This window comes from Maribacter litoralis, assembly GCF_902506355.1.
Lineage (GTDB): Bacteria > Bacteroidota > Bacteroidia > Flavobacteriales > Flavobacteriaceae > Maribacter > Maribacter litoralis.
On record NZ_LR733271.1, the window covers coordinates 2,518,527 to 2,536,179 of the forward strand.

Below are 17,653 nucleotides of genomic sequence, written 5' to 3' on the forward strand. Positions count from 1 at the left end.
GATGATTTCTAAATTATTGTATTTGTTTATTAAAGCTTATGTTAATTTATTAAACCAAAAAGAAAGAAATAACAATATTTAGGTTTTGAAATGTTTCGATATTTTGTAGTTTTGATGAAAAATTTAGAAAAGCGTAATAAAAAGAAGCTTTTATGAAAAGAAAGGAAATGATCAGTAAGCTTAAGAATACTACTGAAGCTTATGATTTTATAATAATAGGTGGTGGTGCTACCGGTATCGGTATTGCTTTAGAAGCGTCTGCTAGAGGGTATTCCGTTGTGTTGTTGGAAAAATCAGATTTTACGAAATCTACTTCTAGTAAAGCAACTAAATTGGTACATGGTGGGGTTAGATATTTAGCTCAAGGCAATGTAGGTTTGGTTCGTGAAGCAGTGGTAGAAAGAGGTCTGTTATTAAAAAATGCTCCCCATATCACCAAAACCCAGTCATTTGTGATACCCACCCATGGTTTGTGGGACGAAATTCTATACACGGTAGGGTTAACTTTTTACGATCTGTTAGCGGGTAGACTAAGCTTGGGTAGGTCCAAAAGAATTTCAAAGGCAAAAACGCTAAAACGTATTTCTTTGATTAATCCAGATAAAATTTCTGCGGGTGTGGTGTATTATGACGGTCAGTTCGATGATTCGCGATTAGCTATCAACACCCTGCAAAGTTCAGCTGAATTAGGAGCCGTAGTAGCCAACTATTGTACTGTAAAAGGATTATTGAAAGATAGCGACGGAAAAATAACCGGTGTTAAGGTCCATGATGAGGATGGAAATGAATCTTTTGAAATAAAAGGTAAGCAAGTGGTTAATGCTACCGGCGTATTTGCAGATGATGTATTGCAGATGGATGCACCTGGTTCTAAAAAAACTATAGCGCCAAGCCAAGGTGTACACCTAATGCTTGATAAATCATTTCTACCCGGTGATGATGCCATTACGATACCAAAAACGGATGACGGAAGAGTGTTGTTTTTAGTGCCTTGGCATAATAAGGTTATTGTGGGTACTACAGATACTCCCGTAGAAAAAGAATCATTAGAACCTGTAGCCTTAGAGGAAGAAATAGGGTTTATTTTAAATACTGCAAGCAGGTATTTAACAAAAGCGCCCAAGAGAAGCGATGTGTTAAGTGTTTATGCTGGGTTACGGCCTTTGGCCGCACCAAGCGAAGATGGTAGTAAAACAAAAGAGATATCCCGTAGTCATAAAATCTATACTTCTGAATCTGGTTTATTGACTATCGTTGGCGGTAAATGGACCACTTTTAGAAAAATGGGTGAAGACTTGGTAAATAAAGCCGAGAAGAACAATGCTTGGAAACACATACCGACCCAAACCAAAAACTTGAAAATACATGGGTATAAGACGGATGTTGATCTTAACGACCCTTTATATTTTTATGGTAGCGATGAAGAGCCGTTGGTAAATCTATCCCAAGAAAATGGATGGAATACTTCAATAAGTGACTCTTTAGGTGTTTTAGAAGGTCAGGTGGTATGGGCAGTTCGTAATGAAATGGCATTGAATGTGGAAGATTTTCTGGCTCGTAGAACCCGTTGTCAGTTATTGGATGCCAAAGAAAGTGTTCGTATGGCGCCAAAAGTAGCAGAAATTATGGCAACTGAGCTTGGTAAAGATGCTGTATGGCAGGCTGAACAAGTGGAAGATTATACTAAAGTTACCTCAAATTATATTTTATAGACAACAAATTTAATTGTCCTCAACTAGCAATTAAACTAACTTAAATCAACTACTCAATGAATTCAAAATTAATTTTAGCATTAGATCAGGGCACAACTTCTTCACGTGCCATTTTATTTAATCATAACGGAGAAATAGTAAGGGTTTCGCAAAAACCTTTCGAACAGATTTTTCCGAAGCCGGGTTGGGTAGAACATGATCCCAATGAAATTTGGTCTTCTCAAATATCGGTAGCGGCTGAGGTTATTGCCCAACAAGGCATTACAGGAGATAATGTGGCTGCAATTGGTATTACCAATCAACGCGAAACCGTGGTGGTTTGGGACCGTGAGACAAGTGAACCTATTTATAATGCAATTGTTTGGCAAGATAGAAGAACGGCCAAATATTGTGATGAGCTAAAGGATGCCGGACATATAGATGTAATAAAAAAGAAAACCGGCTTGGTTATCGATGCTTATTTTTCGGCGACCAAGCTAAAATGGATTCTTGACAATGTGGAAGGAGCTAGAGAAAAGGCAGAAGCCGGTAAACTGTGTTTTGGTACGGTAGATACTTGGCTAATTTGGAAACTTACCCGTGGTAAAATGTTTATTACCGATGTGTCTAACGCAAGTAGAACCATGTTGTATAATATTCACACCTTAGAATGGGATGACGAGTTGTTGAACTTGTTCAATATACCAAAAGCCCTACTGCCAGAAGTTAAAGAAAGCAGTGAAATTTATGGTACTACGGCTACTACATTGTTTTCTACTAAAATCCCTATCGCTGGTATTGCTGGTGATCAGCAAGCAGCCCTGTTCGGGCAAATGTGTACCAAGCCAGGTATGGTCAAAAACACCTATGGTACGGGTTGTTTTCTGCTTATGAATACCGGAGATAAAGCGGTGTATTCCGAGAATAATCTTTTGACCACCATTGGATGGAAAATTAACGGAGAAATTACCTATGCCCTTGAGGGCAGCGTATTTGTAGGTGGAGCAGCCATACAATGGTTGCGCGACGGTGCTAAAATGGTGAAAACAGCACCGGGTATAAATCATTTGGCAGAAACGGTAGAAGATAACGGAGGTGTATACTTTGTTCCGGCATTGACCGGTTTGGGTGCTCCGCATTGGGATCAATATGCACGTGGTGCCATGTTGGGTATTACCCGTGGTACTACAGATGCCCATATTGCAAGAGCTACTATTGAAGGTGTTGCTTTTCAGGTGTACGATATTGTAAAAGCTATGGAGGCAGACGCTGGTGAAGAGAGCATTGAACTACGTGTAGACGGTGGTGCCAGTGCCAGTAATTTATTAATGCAGATACAGTCCGATTTATTCGGGTTTAAGATCATTAGACCTAAGACATTAGAGACTACTGCAATGGGTGCTGCTTACCTGGCAGGTTTGGCGGTTGGTTATTGGGACAGTATAGATGACATACAATCACAGTGGAGTATAGATAAAGAATTTTATCCAGAAGCTCCTAAAGAGAAAGTAGAAAATATGCTCTATTACTGGAACAAGGCGGTTAAATGCGCACAGCATTGGATCGAAGAATAACTAACTAACAACCAACTTAAATTATGTCAATTTTTATAGCAGAATTATTGGGCACCATGCTACTCATTCTTTTGGGTAATGGTGTCGTGGCCAATGTGGTCTTGAAAAATACCAAAGGAAACGGTTCGGGGTGGATCGTAATTACAACGGGCTGGGCCCTAGCAGTATTCGTAGGTGTGGTAGTCGCAGGGCCGTATAGCGGGGCACATTTAAATCCTGCAGTTACAATTGCTTTAGCGGTCGCCGGTAAAATATCATGGGATATTGTGCCGGAATATTTGGCAGGAGAACTGCTCGGTGCCATGCTCGGTGCGTTTTTGGTATGGTTGTTTTATAAAGATCATTTTAAAATTACCGATGATGAAGGGGGTAAGTTGGCTTGTTTTAGTACGGGGCCAGCAATAAAGAATACCTTTTCTAATTTGATCAGTGAAATTATAGGCACTTTCGTTCTGGTCTTTGTCATATTTTATTTCGCCGGTCCTGAGCTTGATATTATTGGCGATGTAGATTCGCGGGCAATTATCGGTTTGGGGTCTATTGGTGCGTTACCCGTAGCATTTCTTGTATGGGTAATCGGCTTATCATTGGGTGGTACCACAGGTTATGCCATCAACCCCGCCCGAGATTTGGGACCACGGATCATGCACGCGCTACTTCCGGTAAAAGGTAATAGTGATTGGGGTTATGCTTGGATTCCTGTTGTGGGACCTATTATTGGGTGTCTATTGGCTGCTTTGTTGTATTTAGCTTTATTGTAATCTTGCTTGGTGGATAAATAAGGTTTGCTCGCTATTCTTTTACTTCGGTATACCCAGGTAATCCATGCAGGCATTTTATAATTTGGTTTCCACCTGGCTCACCGGCATGATAATGATACCCTCTAATATCATCGAAATGCCCGCCACATTCGTCTAAATCAGCAGGTGTGTTTCCATTGTCATCTTTTAGGGCATAAATACCGAAACCATCTATTGCATAACCTAAAATTGGTGAATGAGAATCTTTTTGGGCAACTTCTTTAGTTGATCCTGTAACGGCATGGTAGTGATAACCACCATGAGGGTTTACGTGTCCTCCATGGTCATCTAATGGTGCAATGGTATGTGCGGCCAATATTGCGTGTGTTGGTGCTGGTGGATCATAGTTTACGCCATTAAATGCCATTCCAATACCTCCATTCCCGAAATTTTGAACGGTTTTTAAATATTTGGGAGTTGCAGGAATAACAAAAGTCGTTACTTGTTCTTTAAAGTACTCTGGTAAGCATTCTACACAATAGTTGTGGTACTCTTCATCAACATCTGGTTTAGCGGCCGCTAAACAAGCCTCTTCTGTATCCGTATATTTTACAGTGCCATCTTCTCTGTAAAGTTTCCATTGATCGTCACTGTAAAACTCATCTAAATTTGCTATAAAATGACCAGATACATCGTAAACTTTATCATCTTTAAACCAAATTCCAGCTTTTTCCATTCCGTCATCTATATGCCTTGGGCACCATGGTCCCATTTGATGTTCGGTTGCCTGTGAATGGGTTTTTATTACGTAGCATAATGTTTCAACCCCATTTAAAACTATCCTTTGTTCTTGTATACCGTCAATAATATTTTCTTTAATAAAATAATCCGTATTTACAGGTACAACTTTTACAGATGTGTCTATTTCATTCGATAAATCCTTATTTGTATCTGATTCTCGAGGGGGTCTTCCTTGTTGATTTTTACCAGCTTTATCGAGCTCTTCAAGGGTTAAATATCCGTCATTATTACTGTCAATGGCATCGAAATCATTAGCGATTCGTCCTTTTACTTCGTCCATGGAAAGTCTTTCATCATTATCCTCATCCATTTCAGATATTATTTGAGAAGATGTTGGTCTTTCCCCATTACGCTGAGATGGGTCTTTTTTTTCTTGTTTTGTTTTGCAGGAAAATAAAAGTGCTACGATAATAATGGTAAATAATACATTTTTCATTTTACTCGGTATGTTATAATTGTCTGTAATCCTCTTTTGGAATCTTAGTAGAATGTGCACCAAATCCTGAGTATTTACAGATACTTCTGGTTTTTACATTATGGCTATGTTCAGTGAGACTGGCGCACTCAAATGAAAGATAAGATATTTTGTATCAAAAGAGGTGGTGCACTATTATTTAATTGGGGATGATATATAATTAATGAAAAAGCCGAATTATAATTGAAAATATAATTCGGCTTTTTTACGTCTATAAATTAATTCTATAGCGATTTTAATAACCCACCATCTATAGGAATATTGGTGCCCGTAATATAGGCTGCATTGTCTGAAGCTAAAAAAGCAGCTAGAAAGCCGTATTCTTCAGGTTCACCAATTCTTTTTACTGCTACCCTAGATTCCATTTCATTGAGGACTTCGCTTTGGTCTATGCCAAGTTGTTCAGCTTTCTTCGCATTTAATTGTGCTATACGGTTCGTATTAAAATATCCTGTTAATACACTATTTACCGTAATATTATGCTTACCGACATCTGTAGCTAAAGTTTTTGCCCAGGTTACTACTGCCGCTCGTATAGAATTGGATAAGGCCAAGTAAGCTAAAGGCTCTTTTACAGAAACCGATGCCACATTGATAATTCGCCCCCAATTATTTTCCATCATCGATTTTAACGCCAGTTCTGTGGTGAATACCACGGTCTTGAATAAAAGGTCAAATGCATTTTGGTAGTCGTCTATATTTTTTTCGGTGGCACTACCAGCAGCAGGTCCTTGGGTATTATTCACCAAAATATCAACTGAATTGTTTTCAAAATAGGCGCTGATTACTTTTTTGTAGTCTTTGAAGTTACTAAAATCTACAGCCAAATATTGGTGTTGTTGACCTTGATCTGTTGGTAGTTCATTAACGATATGATGTAGTTTCTCCTCACTATGGGACATTAAGGTAACGCTGGCTCCACTAGCTGCAAGTTGTTGGGCAATTGCTTTTCCGATACCACCGCTACTACCACCTACCAATGCTTTTCTATTTTTTAAAGATATATTCATTTCTTATGTTTTAAGATTAGGTAACTGTGCGTAGCTTTTGTTAACAACCATCCTCTACCTGTATTCTTCTCTTGTAGGGCTAAAAACATCTAATAATTTACATGGGGTCAAGGCAATGCCACTATGTTTTTTATGCGGGGCAATGACCACAATGTCGCCCGGGTAGTATATTTGGGTGTCACCATCTAGGGTAAATTGAAATTCACCTTCCATAACATGCATTATCTGCTCGTTCATATGAGCGTGTTCAGGTACTTCGGCACCTTTTTCCACATCCCAAAATGCCATACTCATATGCTCGGAATGCACCAATTTACCGTGTAGCCCGGGCATTATTTCTTTTGAGGTAATAGTTGTAAGATTCAATTTCATAATACCTTTGGTTTAAAAACTAAAGATACTGGAAACACTTACAATTTTAAAAAGCTCTTATAAAAAATTTACTAGGGTGTGAAATCTGAATTTGTTGGTTATTTGCTCTCATAGTTCCAACCTACGACAACAAATTCGCAACGTCGGTTCCACTCATGATCTTCTTCTGAACATGCATTTTCGGTTGGGCAAACAACTATTGGTTTAGATTCGCCATATCCTTTTGAAACTATTCTGCCAGGAGCAATGCCGTTTTTAATCAAATAGTCTTTTGCTGAATCTGCACGTTTTTGAGACAGTCCTTTGTTATAGCCGCTATTACCTCTAATATCGGTATGTGTGCCAATCTCTATGATCATACCAGGATTCTTTTTCATGACATCTATAACGGTCTGTAAACGTTCTCTAGATTCTCGACGTAAGTACCACAAGCTATAATCAAAGTGAATTTCTTCGGTTTTTATTATGGTTCGGTCAGTTTCTTTTACCAATGCTTCTTCCGTCTGTATGGCATCTTCAACTTTCTTTGCCAATGCTTTTTCAGATTCCGCTTTTTTGGCTATCCTCTCTTGCTCAATACGTTTCGCCTTTTCGGCAGATTGTTTTGCTGCAAGTGCTGCTGCTTTTCTGTCGGCTTCCAATTTTTTAATGGCTTCTTGTTCTGCCCTAAGTTTTTCTGCTTCTTGTTTTTGTTGTAATACTAATGCAGCTGCTTTTTCCTTTTCTTCTACGGAATATAAGTTCATCGATGCATCATGTTCTGCACTCCTTTCTTTTGTACTACGGATAGATTTTGAATTGCCCTCATAACCATCTTTTGTCGCTTTCACTTTATAAAACGTTGCACAGTCAATATTAAAATCGAACGCTCCATTTTGCTTTGTAATGCAGGTAGATATCACCTCATTTTTTGGGTTTATTAAAGTTACCGTTGCATTTGCTAAGGGAAGGGTAGTGGTACGATCCGTTATAATACCAGTAATGAATTGATAACAATCTTCTATTACTAATTCTTTTGTTTCTTTAAAACTGTAGATATCATCACTTCCTTTACCAGACGGTCTATTACTTGCAAAATAGCCAGATGTGTTATCGGTATTCAATACATATGAGAAGTCATCATAACCACTGTTTACTGGTAAACCTAAATTATCCGGTTGCTGAAATGTCCCGTTCTCTTTTTTAGAGATAAAGACATCTAAGAGCCCGAAACCCGGGTGACCGTTAGATGAAAAATAAAGAGAATTATCCGACGAGATAAAAGGGAACTGTTCCTTCTTATCCGTGTTTATGATACTACCTAAATTTACGGGTGTGCTAAATGTATTATCTGCCTGTATGTTCACTTCATAAATATCAAAAGAACCAAATCCGCCAGGTCTATCCGAAGAGAAATATAATTTTGTGCCATCTGCATTCAAAGCCGGGTGTTCATTAGAAAAATCATCGCTGTTAAATGGTAGTTCTATAATGTTTCTCCATTCCCCATCTACCAAATTGGCACTGTAAATTTTTAAATTGGAAACTTTTTTATCGTCTGTTTTTCGTTTTCCGCTATTCGAGTTGTTACGTGTAAAGTACATGGTATTACCGTCAGCTGAAACTGTAAATGCTCCCTCATGTAGTTTTGTATTTATTTGTTTTGATAGACTAGTACTTAGACTGTCACCATATTGTTCTTTATCGATGGCATGGGTGTAAATATCTAAGTAATGCTGATTGTTCCATCTATAGGTTTTGGCGGTAGCGTTTTTGTGCGTTGCGGTATACCAAAGCGTATTGCGCACTTGCATTGCTCCAAATTCTGATGTTGTCGTATTCAGCTTGCTGTTTTCTATGGCAAAACGGTCACCGATAGCGCTTACATTTTCTAGATAAGTTATGTCCTTTCTTAGTTGCTGTAAACGGGAGACATTTTCCTCTTTCGTATAATAATCTATAAGTATATTATTTGCCTCTTCATACTCACCAATAGCTTTCAAAGATTGGTTCAGTCTAAAATAGTATTGCTCGTTAACCGTGTCGCCATAATTTGAAATTAAATAACGATACCAGCGAGCTGCAGATTTTAAGTCGAAGGTATGATAGTAACTGTCTGCCAAATTTTTTATTACCTGACTACTTTTATTGCTAGGTAAGGCTGTTTTATATAAAGCTATGGCATCTGCATAGTAAGATTTTTCAAACAGGTCGTTGGCACGCTTTAGATCTTGCTGTGTCCACCCTGTTTGAAATACACCGATGAATAAGATGAGATATAGTTGTAACTTTTTCATTTTAGTAGAATCTAGGAGATTTGTCATAGCCTTTTTTAAGTCCCCAAAGGTCTAGGTCGAACAACACGAATATCTCGTGAGATCCATTATTGAAAGCACCCAAATTTGATAAGGTGTAATCATAGGCATAGCCAATTCGTAATGATGGTATCACCGCTATATTGAACATGGCATTTACCGAATCATCTAAGCGATAGGAAACACCCCCTTCAAATCGGTTATTGAATAGAGCATTAAAAGAAACGTCTGCCGTAATGGGTGCGCCAGAAACCATTTTTGTTAAAATGGAAGGTTTTAGTTTTAGACTGGAATTCACATCAAAAACATAGCCTGCCATACCGAAAAGATGAATTTCTTCTGATCCCCTTCTGGTAATGCCGTCTTTATTATCCAAATGTTTTGAGGTTAATAAATTAGGAATGGATAACCCTGCATAAAATTTATCTCTATTGTAAAATGCTCCAATACCAATGTTAGGGTAGGTATTGTTCATATTCTCATTGAAAGCGGGGTCGTCTTGAACCTCTGGAAGTCTGAATCCGTTAAAGTTGGTCTCAAACGTTGTGATACCTCCTTTTAAACCCAAACTTAAATTGCTCTGTTCATCTAATTTTAAAATGTAGGCGAAGTCTACGTATATATTGTTTTCTTTCAAAGAACCGTCACCAATATCATCTGAAATGATAGATGCACCCATTTCAATTTTTTCTGAAAGGGGAGTGTGGGCAAAAAAGGTTAGGGTCTTTGGTGCGCCCACGGCATTTTCCCATTGGGTTCTGTATAATGTACCAAAATTGAGCATGCCAGGTTCATTTGTAGTATACGCAGGGTTTACCACGTTCATGTTATACATGTACTGTGTATACTGCGGATCTTGTTGTCCTTGCAGTTTCATTAAGAACAAAAGCATAACTATGCAGATGCCCCAAGTTGTGTTTGTGATTTTTTTATGCATGGGTTATCTGTTTAAGTATAAGCGACCTTGAATAGGTTCTGCATTGTCCTTATTGTAATTTATGATATAGAAATAGACTCCGTTCGGTGCTGTGGCAGAACCATTTCTACCATTCCAAGCGGGGTTGTTTATGTCTCCTTTGAACAATGACGTACCGTATCTATTCAATATTTCTAATGTGAAATTCGGGAATATGGTTTCTATGTTCGGTATGAAAAACGTATCGTTTCTACCATCGTCATTCGGTGAGAACCCATCTGGAATAAAAAAGCCATAATTCTCGGGGTCGCAATCACTAAAATCAATGGTCACAGGGACCCTTGTAGCAGAAGAGCAACCGGTAAGCGGATTGTAATTTTCTGCGTAGTAAGTAGTATTCTGTATTAGAAGAGCATCATCTGTCAACGCGGTACCGTCAGTTTCTGTCATAAACCAATGTACATCGTTGTCGGTTTCATTTTCCAAAATACGAAGGGCCGCAATCGTAGGGTTATCCAGTCCGCAGACCTGTAACATATCCGATGATAACGATGTAGGAGTAACGGTAATTACTGTTGGTGTTACTTCTAAGCGATTAGTACTGGTACAACCATTGTTGTTAGTTGCTGCAAAATACGATTGATTGTCGACCAATACGGTTGATGCATCCAATTCACTTCCGCCTGTAGCTGCATCGAACCAAGTAACCGAACTGCCAGTAGAAACATCAATAGCTATATTCGCCAATGTCGGAATCGCTTCTGCACAAAACTGCGGATTTACAGTACTCGCTGTAGGTGCATTAGGGTCACTAAAACTAACCGTAATTTGAACGCGATCGGTACCTTCACAATTTGTTAGTGGGTCGCTATTGGTTACAAAATAATCTTCACCATCGACCAATGCCGTCGAAATGGGCAAGATGTTGGAATCGGTTTCTGTATCGTAGAATAATAAATCGCCGTCAGCAGTGACCTCAATGTCCATTAAGGTAGGTGAGCCCGGGTAGTTACTCAAACAAAATATTTGATTGGCATCTGCCTGTGGAGCTTCTGGTACACCGCCTCTGGAGAAATTTTCACTTTCTTCGAACTCAAAATCTAATCGGCAAGGGGTATTGTCGTTTTGTATACTGCGTACGCTCGCCGTGTAATTACCGATCGGTAAGGCATCTACATCTATTTGATAAGCAGCGGTACCGCCCGTAAAGTTGATCGTATTTGTAGTTAATACGGTATTGGAATCTAATTCAGTTACGTCGTAGGTTATCGTGTATGTTCCGTTTGGCAAAATTGGCGCATCGACTAAAACATCAATTTGTGTAGCATCACAATTATTGTCCACAATGAGGTCTAATTGAATAGCATCGGGTAAAGGGGTAACTGTAAAAGTATCTACTAATGGGCAACTTGTTGCATAAATCCCTGAAATTGTAGGTCTAATAGTGTATTCCCCGTCCAAAGTAAAGTTACTCGCAGGCACTATAAATGAAGCATTACCATTAGTGAATTCAAGTTCAAATGTTGGAGAACTTGTGGTGCTACCATTAGGAGTTGTCAATGCATATGTCGTAGAGAAACTGCCAGTTGCAAAATTGCCGTCAGCATCAAGAATTTCAATAATTTGAATGGTATTGTCTGTCTGTATGCATATATCTTGAGCAGTAATATCTGAACTTGTTACTATAAAAGTGGTAGGTGGTACTATAACTCTTGGGCAAACATCTCGGGGAGGTGTTACACTTCTTATACCAATAACTTCTAGGGTAACCTCTTCATTTAGAGGCACCAAACCTTGGTCAATTACAAAACTTCCATTGCCGTCAATCAAAGTTGTTGGCGATTCACCTAAATCATCGTTAACGAGAAACTGTAATATAAAATCGCCATTGTGTAAAAGCGTATTGTCATAAGTTAGTTCAACAACATAGCTTTCCCCTACACAGATATCATCAGTAACAATTGTGCCATCTAATATTGGCAGTATTCTTATGCTTACTTCAGACACTCTTTTTTCACAAACCGGATGGCTGGGGAAAACGGTGTAATTGAAGGTGAAATCTCCATACCCAAAATTGTTATATATTTCTTCAATATTAATGATAGTATCGTTAAGGTCACTTAATTGATTGGTTCCATTTTCTGTCCAGGTCCCGTTAGGGTCTTCGCCTATCAAATGATCGCTAAGATCAAATGCGGTGTAAGCCGATAGATCATCACCTGCACAAAAGGTTAGAACGGGAGCCGTACCTGCATTTGGCGGTGGATGCACCTCTAATATTATTGTTGAGGTTCTTCCTGAACAACCATTTACATCAGGTACCGTATAAGTAAAATTGTATATTCCGGGCCCTGCTTCTCTTGCATTGAACAAATTTTCATTTAATTGACCGGTAAAAGTTGCAGGGTCTTCTTCCCACAAGCCATTGAAATCTTGAACTTTACCGTCTACATTACTGCCTAAAAAACCATGTAAGTTTACACTGCTGTCATCACCGCAGGCATTGGCACTACCATCTATATTATCTTCGCCAGGATATCCACCAAGCTCAATGGTTACCGTAGCACTTTGGTTACAAACTGTATTGGTATATACAAAAGAATGCGTACCGTAATTATTGATACGCCACAGATCTACGATACCTGTACTTTGGTTTAAAGCATAAAAATTTTCAGGATTTGTTGTGGCCCATGTACCACCTGTAATAGGTGATCCACCAAGTTGTGCAAATAGGTCGAAGTTTCGATATGCACTATCGGCATCTTTTTCACAAATTTCAATAGTTGCGTTTTCACCGGCACATTGTGCCTGAAGAAAGTTTGAAATACCGATTAAGAAAAACAAAAAGGTAAAGAGCCTAAGTTTTGTATTATTCATTCATAGGGGGTTGGTTGCAATATGCATTTTGATACGGGCTAAGATATTTTTGTTAACATTTGTAAGAAATTATATGTTGTAAAAGCATTAAAATGTAAGGTGAATACTACTAAATTTGATAAGAACTGTTAAAATTTATCGTTTTTCATCGATAATAACGTTGGTTTTTAATGGCTTTATAGCTTTCTTACACGGTGTAAACTCAATTTTTTTAATTGGACAATACGTATCTTTGACACCTAAAATTTAGGAATGCGAATACATTTTATTGCGATAGGCGGAAGTGCCATGCACAATTTAGCCCTGGCATTGGAACATAAAGGTTATGCTATTACTGGTAGTGATGATGTTATTTTTGAACCTTCTAAATCTAGATTGGCGGCTAAAGGATTGTTACCTGATGAATTTGGCTGGTTCCCAGAAAAAATAACAAATGATCTTGATGCAATCGTACTAGGAATGCATGCTAAAGCAGATAATCCTGAATTATTAAAAGCGCAAGAACTAGGTATAGTTATTTATTCTTATCCTGAATTTTTATACGAACAATCTAAAAACAAAACTAGGGTTGTTATTGGCGGTAGTCACGGTAAAACGACTATTACCTCTATGATTTTACATGTACTCAACTTTCATGATATTGAAGTGGATTATATGGTAGGTGCCCAATTGGATGGATTTGATAGAATGGTTCATTTAACCGAGGACAACGATTTTATCGTATTAGAGGGCGATGAGTATTTGTCATCTCCAATAGATAGAAGACCTAAATTCCATTTATATCAACCTAACATTGCCTTGCTAAGTGGTATAGCTTGGGATCATATCAATGTATTTCCCACTTTTGAGAATTACGTAGAGCAGTTTAAAATATTTGTGGATAGCATAGTAAATGGTGGTTCTATCACTTTTAACATTGAAGATACCGCAGTAAAGGAAGTAGTAGAAGCATCTGAAAATGCGATTAGAAAATTACCATATACTACACCTGAATATACCGTTGAAGACGGAGAAACCTTGTTAGAAACTAATGAAGGACCAATGCCAATTGAAGTTTTTGGCAAGCACAACCTAAGTAATTTGGCAGGTGCAAAATGGATCTGTCAAAACATGGGTGTTGATGAAGATGATTTTTATGAAGCTATTGCTACATTTAAAGGAGCCTCTAAACGTTTAGAGAAAATAGCGGAAGGTACATCTAGTATAGCCTATAAAGATTTTGCGCACTCACCTAGTAAGGTTGCTGCAACAACAAAGGCGGTAACAGAGCAATATCCTAATAGAAAGCTTATTGCTTGCTTAGAATTACATACTTATAGTAGTTTTAATCCTGAGTTTTTAAAGGAATACAAAGGTGCTTTAGATGCTGCCGATGAAGCGGTTATTTTCTTCTTGCCAGAATCTGTAGCTATTAAAAAGTTAGAAGCGGTTACTCCAAAGCAAATATCAGAAGCTTTTCAAAGAGACGATTTAAAAATATTTACAGACGCCGCTTCATTTCATGAGTATTTGGAAAGTCAGCCATATGATAACACCACATTGTTACTCATGAGTTCAGGAAATTATGGCGGATTCGATTTGAAAAAATTTCAAGAGTTGTTGAGTTAAGGTGGAAGTACACAGTATTAAGTGAAAAGTATTAAGTCTTTTTTGAACTTGAACTTGAACTTGATTCTTGAATTTGAACTTGAGTTTTTTTGCCAACAACAAAGTTAAACTCCAAATTGCTTTAAATGATGGTCTAGGTGCTTGTATTGAACTTGCCCCCATTGTTCTTTGGTAAATGGTCCAAAAGCTGGGTGTGGGTACCATTCTTCACGGTCTCTTACGGCATAAAAATCGTTCACCAAATTTTTCAGAAGCGTATGCTCAGTTTTAAAGTCCTTTTCTTCCTTGGCTTTTAATTGGGGAGCGGTAGGTAAATTTTTTCTCCAAGGTTTATCATTGTACAATGATTTTTTAAAGAAAGTTTTTATAAACCAATTGCCTTTAGATGTATTGGGTTTGTTTTTAATGGCCAATTGTAATGGGTATTGACAATGCCAACACATTTGACCTACGCTCATTTTACCCCAACCTCTTTCTGAATTTTCGGTAAGTTGCTCAATTCTTTGATTGATTTCCTCGTAGGCTTCTTTTGTTAAAAGTGATTTCATGGTTTTTAATTGATGTATAAATTTAGCATAAAATAATTAGTTCTGTATCTTTAGCCAATGCAGGATAAATCGGTTTCGTTCTCCATAAAAAATTGGTCAGATGATGACAAGCCAAGGGAAAAGCTAGTAAATAAGGGGCGTTCGGTTCTGTCGGATGCTGAATTGATCGCTATTTTAATCGGTTCTGGTAGCAGGTCTGAAAGTGCTGTTGAACTTTCAAAACGTATTTTGGCATCGGTAGACAATAATTTGAATGAATTAGGGAGGTTGTCCATTAAACAGTTAATGGCATTTAAAGGTATTGGCGAAGCAAAAGCTGTAAGCATTGCCGCAGCTTTAGAGGTCGGTAGAAGAAGAAGGGGTGAAGATGCTCTTAAAATAGAGAAAATAGGGAGCAGTAAAGATGCGTACGATATTTTGCAGCCGATGTTGGGTGAATTGGAGCATGAAGAGTTTTGGATTCTTTTTCTGAATAACTCTAACAAGGTTTTACATAAGGCACAATTAAGCAAAGGTGGTATAACAGGAACCTTGGTAGATGTAAGGATCGTAATGAAACAGGCGTTAGAATTAGGAGCCGTTGCCATAATTTTGGCGCATAACCATCCTTCCGGCACCTTACGACCTAGCGGTGCAGATAAACAGATTACCCAAAAAATAAAGACGGCAAGCGAAACTTTAGATATTAAAGTATTGGATCATTTGATTATTACCCAAAAAAGTTACTATAGCTTTGCAGATGAAAATATGCTATAAATGTTATTGATCTATACACATAAAATAACTCCGCGCCTTACATATGTTATGAGGCATATCTTTGTGGGTATATTGGGTGTTGAAATAGATTTTACCACTAAGGTAGAAGACTTTATAAAACATACAGGAGCTAAAATCACATATACAAAACAACCCTTGCAGAACGAATTTTTTGTTCGTAGTAATGAATTGTTATTTGAGCAGGGTATTAATGATATTCAATTAAATATTGGGGATTGGGAAGGTACGCCTTGTTTTTTTCAGACAGGTGAGAAAAGTACGTTGCCTTTTGACATATTTGCTGCCAGCTTCTTTATGCTATCAAGGTACGAAGAGTATTTGCCCCACGTAAAGGATATTCATGGCAGGTTTTCTCCAAAAGATAGTATAGCATATCAAAACGGATTTTTGCAAAAGCCTGTAGTTGATATTTGGGCCTATAAATTGCTTGAGGCACTTAAAGAGCGTTTTGAAGATTTGGAATACAAGCACAAAACGTACGATTTTATATCCGTAATAGATGTAGCTACTTCTCATTGTTATGCAAATCGTGGTGTTGTGCGTGGTTTGGTAGGCATGTTAATGGATTTGGGCACTTTTAAATTCAAACGGGTTTACGAACGTATTGCCGTAGGTTTGAACAAACAAAAAGATCCATATGATAATTATGGCGAGCTAATAGATTTACATAAGAAGTATAAGATAAAATGTAATTTCTTTTTTCAGTTTGCAGATTATTCAAAATACGATAAAAACGTTTCTACAAATAGTATAAAATTTAAGTCGTTAATTAAGCACGTAGCTGATTATGTGCCAGTTTCCATGGCGGCGAGTTACAGTTCTTTTTCAGATTTAGAATTGTTAAAGAAGGAAAAGGCGAACTTAGAAGAAGTCATTAAACGACCTGTAAATAATTCTAAAATGCGCTATAATAGGGTAGATGTACCACAAACGTATCGGAATTTAATTGCTGCAGAATTTACAAATGACTATACCATGGGATATACTTTTGAACTTGGTTTTAGGGCAGGTACTTGCACTGCTTTTCAATTTTACGATATTCCCTTAGAAGTAAAGCAACCTATAAAAGTGCATCCGTTTGCCATACATGATATTTCATTATCGAAAATAAAAAAAGACGCTGATGTATTAAGGCAAGTAAAGGCTATTACCACTGAGGTCAAAAAAGTAAATGGTACGCTAATAGCTATGTTCTCAAATGAAGTTTTGGGAAATAAAGAAGATAGGGATTGGATGGCCGTTTACTCAGACATTATAAAACAGCAACATGTTTAAAAATAAGGTTACCGATGTTTTTTTTGATTTAGATCACACATTATGGGATTTTGATAAAAACTCTGCCCATACGTTTCAAAAAATATTTATTGATCAAAAAATCAATGTTGAACTAAATGATTTTTTAAAGGTATACGTACCGGCAAACCTTAAATTCTGGAAGTTGTATCGTGAAGAGAAGATAACCAAAGAAGAATTGCGTTATCAACGGTTAAAATCTGTATTCGATGAAATGAAATATCCGGCTACAGATGATATAATTCATGTATTGTCAGAAGAATATATTAATCATTTATCTTCTTTTAATTCATTGTTTCCTAATACTATTGAAGTTTTAGATTATCTGCGGCCTAATTATAAATTGCATATTATTACCAATGGTTTTCAAGAGGTACAGGAAAAGAAACTGAGAAATTCTGGAATTCATGGTTTTTTTGATCAAATCATTGATTCGGAAATGGCTGGGGTCAAAAAGCCAAATCCTATCATTTTTAATTTGGCATTAAACAAGGCAGGTGCTAAACCAGAACGTTCTCTAATGATTGGTGATAGTTTAGAAGCAGATATACTAGGTGCAAAATCTTTAGGTTTTCACACTATACATTTTAATGCGCATAGAGAAAACAGCCATGATCTTGCACCAATTATTTATGATTTAGAAGAAATAAAATCGTTTTTATAGAGTTACTACTAGT

General features: G+C 37.5%; 14 protein-coding genes. 7 read left to right on the top strand and 7 right to left on the bottom strand.

The genetic code is table 11. The annotated features are described in order from the left end of the window. Positions 1-152 precede the first annotated feature (152 nt). From EXIGUO8A_RS10470 to EXIGUO8A_RS10480, 3 genes are read left to right on the top strand one after another with little or no spacing between them, the layout of a single operon-like run. Entirely contained in the window at positions 153-1,712 is a 1,560-nt protein-coding gene (locus EXIGUO8A_RS10470) for a glycerol-3-phosphate dehydrogenase/oxidase (protein WP_159303089.1), read from the top strand. 56 nt (positions 1,713-1,768) lie between these two features. After that, on the top strand, positions 1,769-3,265 hold the full coding sequence (gene glpK / locus EXIGUO8A_RS10475) for a glycerol kinase GlpK (RefSeq protein WP_159303090.1): 1,497 nt from the start codon (positions 1,769-1,771) through the stop codon (positions 3,263-3,265). 23 nt (positions 3,266-3,288) lie between these two features. Further along, positions 3,289-4,026, top strand: a complete 738-nt coding sequence (locus tag EXIGUO8A_RS10480) for an MIP/aquaporin family protein (protein ID WP_159303091.1) — start codon at positions 3,289-3,291, stop codon at positions 4,024-4,026. Positions 4,027-4,057: 31 nt separating this feature from the next. Here EXIGUO8A_RS10480 and EXIGUO8A_RS18790 read toward each other — a convergent pair whose 3' ends face one another. The 6 genes from EXIGUO8A_RS18790 to EXIGUO8A_RS10510 all read right to left on the bottom strand — a co-directional run bounded on the left by EXIGUO8A_RS18790 (position 4,058) and on the right by EXIGUO8A_RS10510 (position 12,750). Next, positions 4,058-5,242 (bottom strand): YHYH protein, encoded by a 1,185-nt coding sequence (locus EXIGUO8A_RS18790; protein WP_159303092.1) that lies wholly within the window; start codon positions 5,240-5,242, stop codon positions 4,058-4,060. A gap of 263 nt (positions 5,243-5,505) precedes the next feature. Continuing rightward, complete coding sequence (locus tag EXIGUO8A_RS10490) at positions 5,506-6,291, bottom strand: SDR family oxidoreductase (protein WP_159303093.1); 786 nt, start codon at positions 6,289-6,291, stop codon at positions 5,506-5,508. A 54-nt stretch (positions 6,292-6,345) separates the two neighbouring features. After that, positions 6,346-6,663 carry a cupin domain-containing protein gene (locus EXIGUO8A_RS10495; RefSeq protein WP_116770410.1) on the bottom strand — a complete coding sequence of 106 codons (318 nt, stop codon included), beginning with the start codon at positions 6,661-6,663 and terminating at the stop codon, positions 6,346-6,348. A gap of 98 nt (positions 6,664-6,761) precedes the next feature. After that, positions 6,762-8,939 (bottom strand): OmpA family protein, encoded by a 2,178-nt coding sequence (locus EXIGUO8A_RS10500; protein ID WP_159303094.1) that lies wholly within the window; start codon positions 8,937-8,939, stop codon positions 6,762-6,764. Between the two features lies 1 nt (position 8,940). After that, positions 8,941-9,894, bottom strand: coding sequence for a PorP/SprF family type IX secretion system membrane protein (locus EXIGUO8A_RS10505; RefSeq protein ID WP_159303095.1), 954 nt, complete (start codon positions 9,892-9,894; stop codon positions 8,941-8,943). A 3-nt stretch (positions 9,895-9,897) separates the two neighbouring features. Further along, on the bottom strand, positions 9,898-12,750 hold the full coding sequence (locus tag EXIGUO8A_RS10510; protein ID WP_159303096.1) for a gliding motility-associated C-terminal domain-containing protein: 2,853 nt from the start codon (positions 12,748-12,750) through the stop codon (positions 9,898-9,900). Positions 12,751-13,002: 252 nt separating this feature from the next. Between EXIGUO8A_RS10510 and EXIGUO8A_RS10515 the strand changes: the two genes are divergently transcribed. Continuing rightward, positions 13,003-14,358, top strand: coding sequence for a UDP-N-acetylmuramate--L-alanine ligase (locus EXIGUO8A_RS10515; RefSeq protein ID WP_159303097.1), 1,356 nt, complete (start codon positions 13,003-13,005; stop codon positions 14,356-14,358). 104 nt (positions 14,359-14,462) lie between these two features. Here EXIGUO8A_RS10515 and EXIGUO8A_RS10520 read toward each other — a convergent pair whose 3' ends face one another. Further along, complete coding sequence (locus tag EXIGUO8A_RS10520) at positions 14,463-14,906, bottom strand: DUF1569 domain-containing protein (RefSeq protein ID WP_159303098.1); 444 nt, start codon at positions 14,904-14,906, stop codon at positions 14,463-14,465. Between the two features lie 57 nt (positions 14,907-14,963). On the opposite strand from EXIGUO8A_RS10520, the gene radC reads away from it, so the two are divergent. The 3 genes from radC to EXIGUO8A_RS10535 are packed head-to-tail and all read left to right on the top strand — an operon-like array spanning position 14,964 to position 17,640. Then, on the top strand, positions 14,964-15,662 hold the full coding sequence (gene radC, locus EXIGUO8A_RS10525; protein WP_116770415.1) for a RadC family protein: 699 nt from the start codon (positions 14,964-14,966) through the stop codon (positions 15,660-15,662). Between the two features lie 48 nt (positions 15,663-15,710). Next, the gene (locus EXIGUO8A_RS10530; RefSeq protein WP_236564468.1) at positions 15,711-16,958 is read left to right on the top strand and encodes a polysaccharide deacetylase family protein; all 1,248 of its coding nucleotides are present in this window, start codon (positions 15,711-15,713) and stop codon (positions 16,956-16,958) included. Further along, positions 16,951-17,640 carry a YjjG family noncanonical pyrimidine nucleotidase gene (locus tag EXIGUO8A_RS10535; RefSeq protein ID WP_159303099.1) on the top strand — a complete coding sequence of 230 codons (690 nt, stop codon included), beginning with the start codon at positions 16,951-16,953 and terminating at the stop codon, positions 17,638-17,640. Before EXIGUO8A_RS10530 ends, EXIGUO8A_RS10535 begins: the two co-directional genes overlap by 8 nt. The last annotated feature ends 13 nt before the right edge of the window (positions 17,641-17,653 follow it).

Excerpts from the sequence above, each read along its gene's own strand:
- EXIGUO8A_RS10495 (WP_116770410.1), bottom strand. The coding sequence starts at position 6,663 with ATGAAATTGAATCTTACAACTATTACCTCAAAAGAAATAATGCCCGGG.
- EXIGUO8A_RS10505 (WP_159303095.1), bottom strand. The coding sequence starts at position 9,894 with ATGCATAAAAAAATCACAAACACAACTTGGGGCATCTGCATAGTTATG.
- EXIGUO8A_RS10530 (WP_236564468.1), top strand. The coding sequence starts at position 15,711 with ATGAGGCATATCTTTGTGGGTATATTGGGTGTTGAAATAGATTTTACC.
- glpK (WP_159303090.1), top strand. The coding sequence starts at position 1,769 with ATGAATTCAAAATTAATTTTAGCATTAGATCAGGGCACAACTTCTTCA.
- EXIGUO8A_RS10515 (WP_159303097.1), top strand. The coding sequence starts at position 13,003 with ATGCGAATACATTTTATTGCGATAGGCGGAAGTGCCATGCACAATTTA.
- EXIGUO8A_RS10510 (WP_159303096.1), bottom strand. The coding sequence starts at position 12,750 with ATGAATAATACAAAACTTAGGCTCTTTACCTTTTTGTTTTTCTTAATC.
- EXIGUO8A_RS10535 (WP_159303099.1), top strand. The coding sequence starts at position 16,951 with ATGTTTAAAAATAAGGTTACCGATGTTTTTTTTGATTTAGATCACACA.
- EXIGUO8A_RS10490 (WP_159303093.1), bottom strand. The coding sequence starts at position 6,291 with ATGAATATATCTTTAAAAAATAGAAAAGCATTGGTAGGTGGTAGTAGC.
- EXIGUO8A_RS18790 (WP_159303092.1), bottom strand. The coding sequence starts at position 5,242 with ATGAAAAATGTATTATTTACCATTATTATCGTAGCACTTTTATTTTCC.
- EXIGUO8A_RS10480 (WP_159303091.1), top strand. The coding sequence starts at position 3,289 with ATGTCAATTTTTATAGCAGAATTATTGGGCACCATGCTACTCATTCTT.
- EXIGUO8A_RS10500 (WP_159303094.1), bottom strand. The coding sequence starts at position 8,939 with ATGAAAAAGTTACAACTATATCTCATCTTATTCATCGGTGTATTTCAA.
- radC (WP_116770415.1), top strand. The coding sequence starts at position 14,964 with ATGCAGGATAAATCGGTTTCGTTCTCCATAAAAAATTGGTCAGATGAT.
- EXIGUO8A_RS10520 (WP_159303098.1), bottom strand. The coding sequence starts at position 14,906 with ATGAAATCACTTTTAACAAAAGAAGCCTACGAGGAAATCAATCAAAGA.
- EXIGUO8A_RS10470 (WP_159303089.1), top strand. The coding sequence starts at position 153 with ATGAAAAGAAAGGAAATGATCAGTAAGCTTAAGAATACTACTGAAGCT.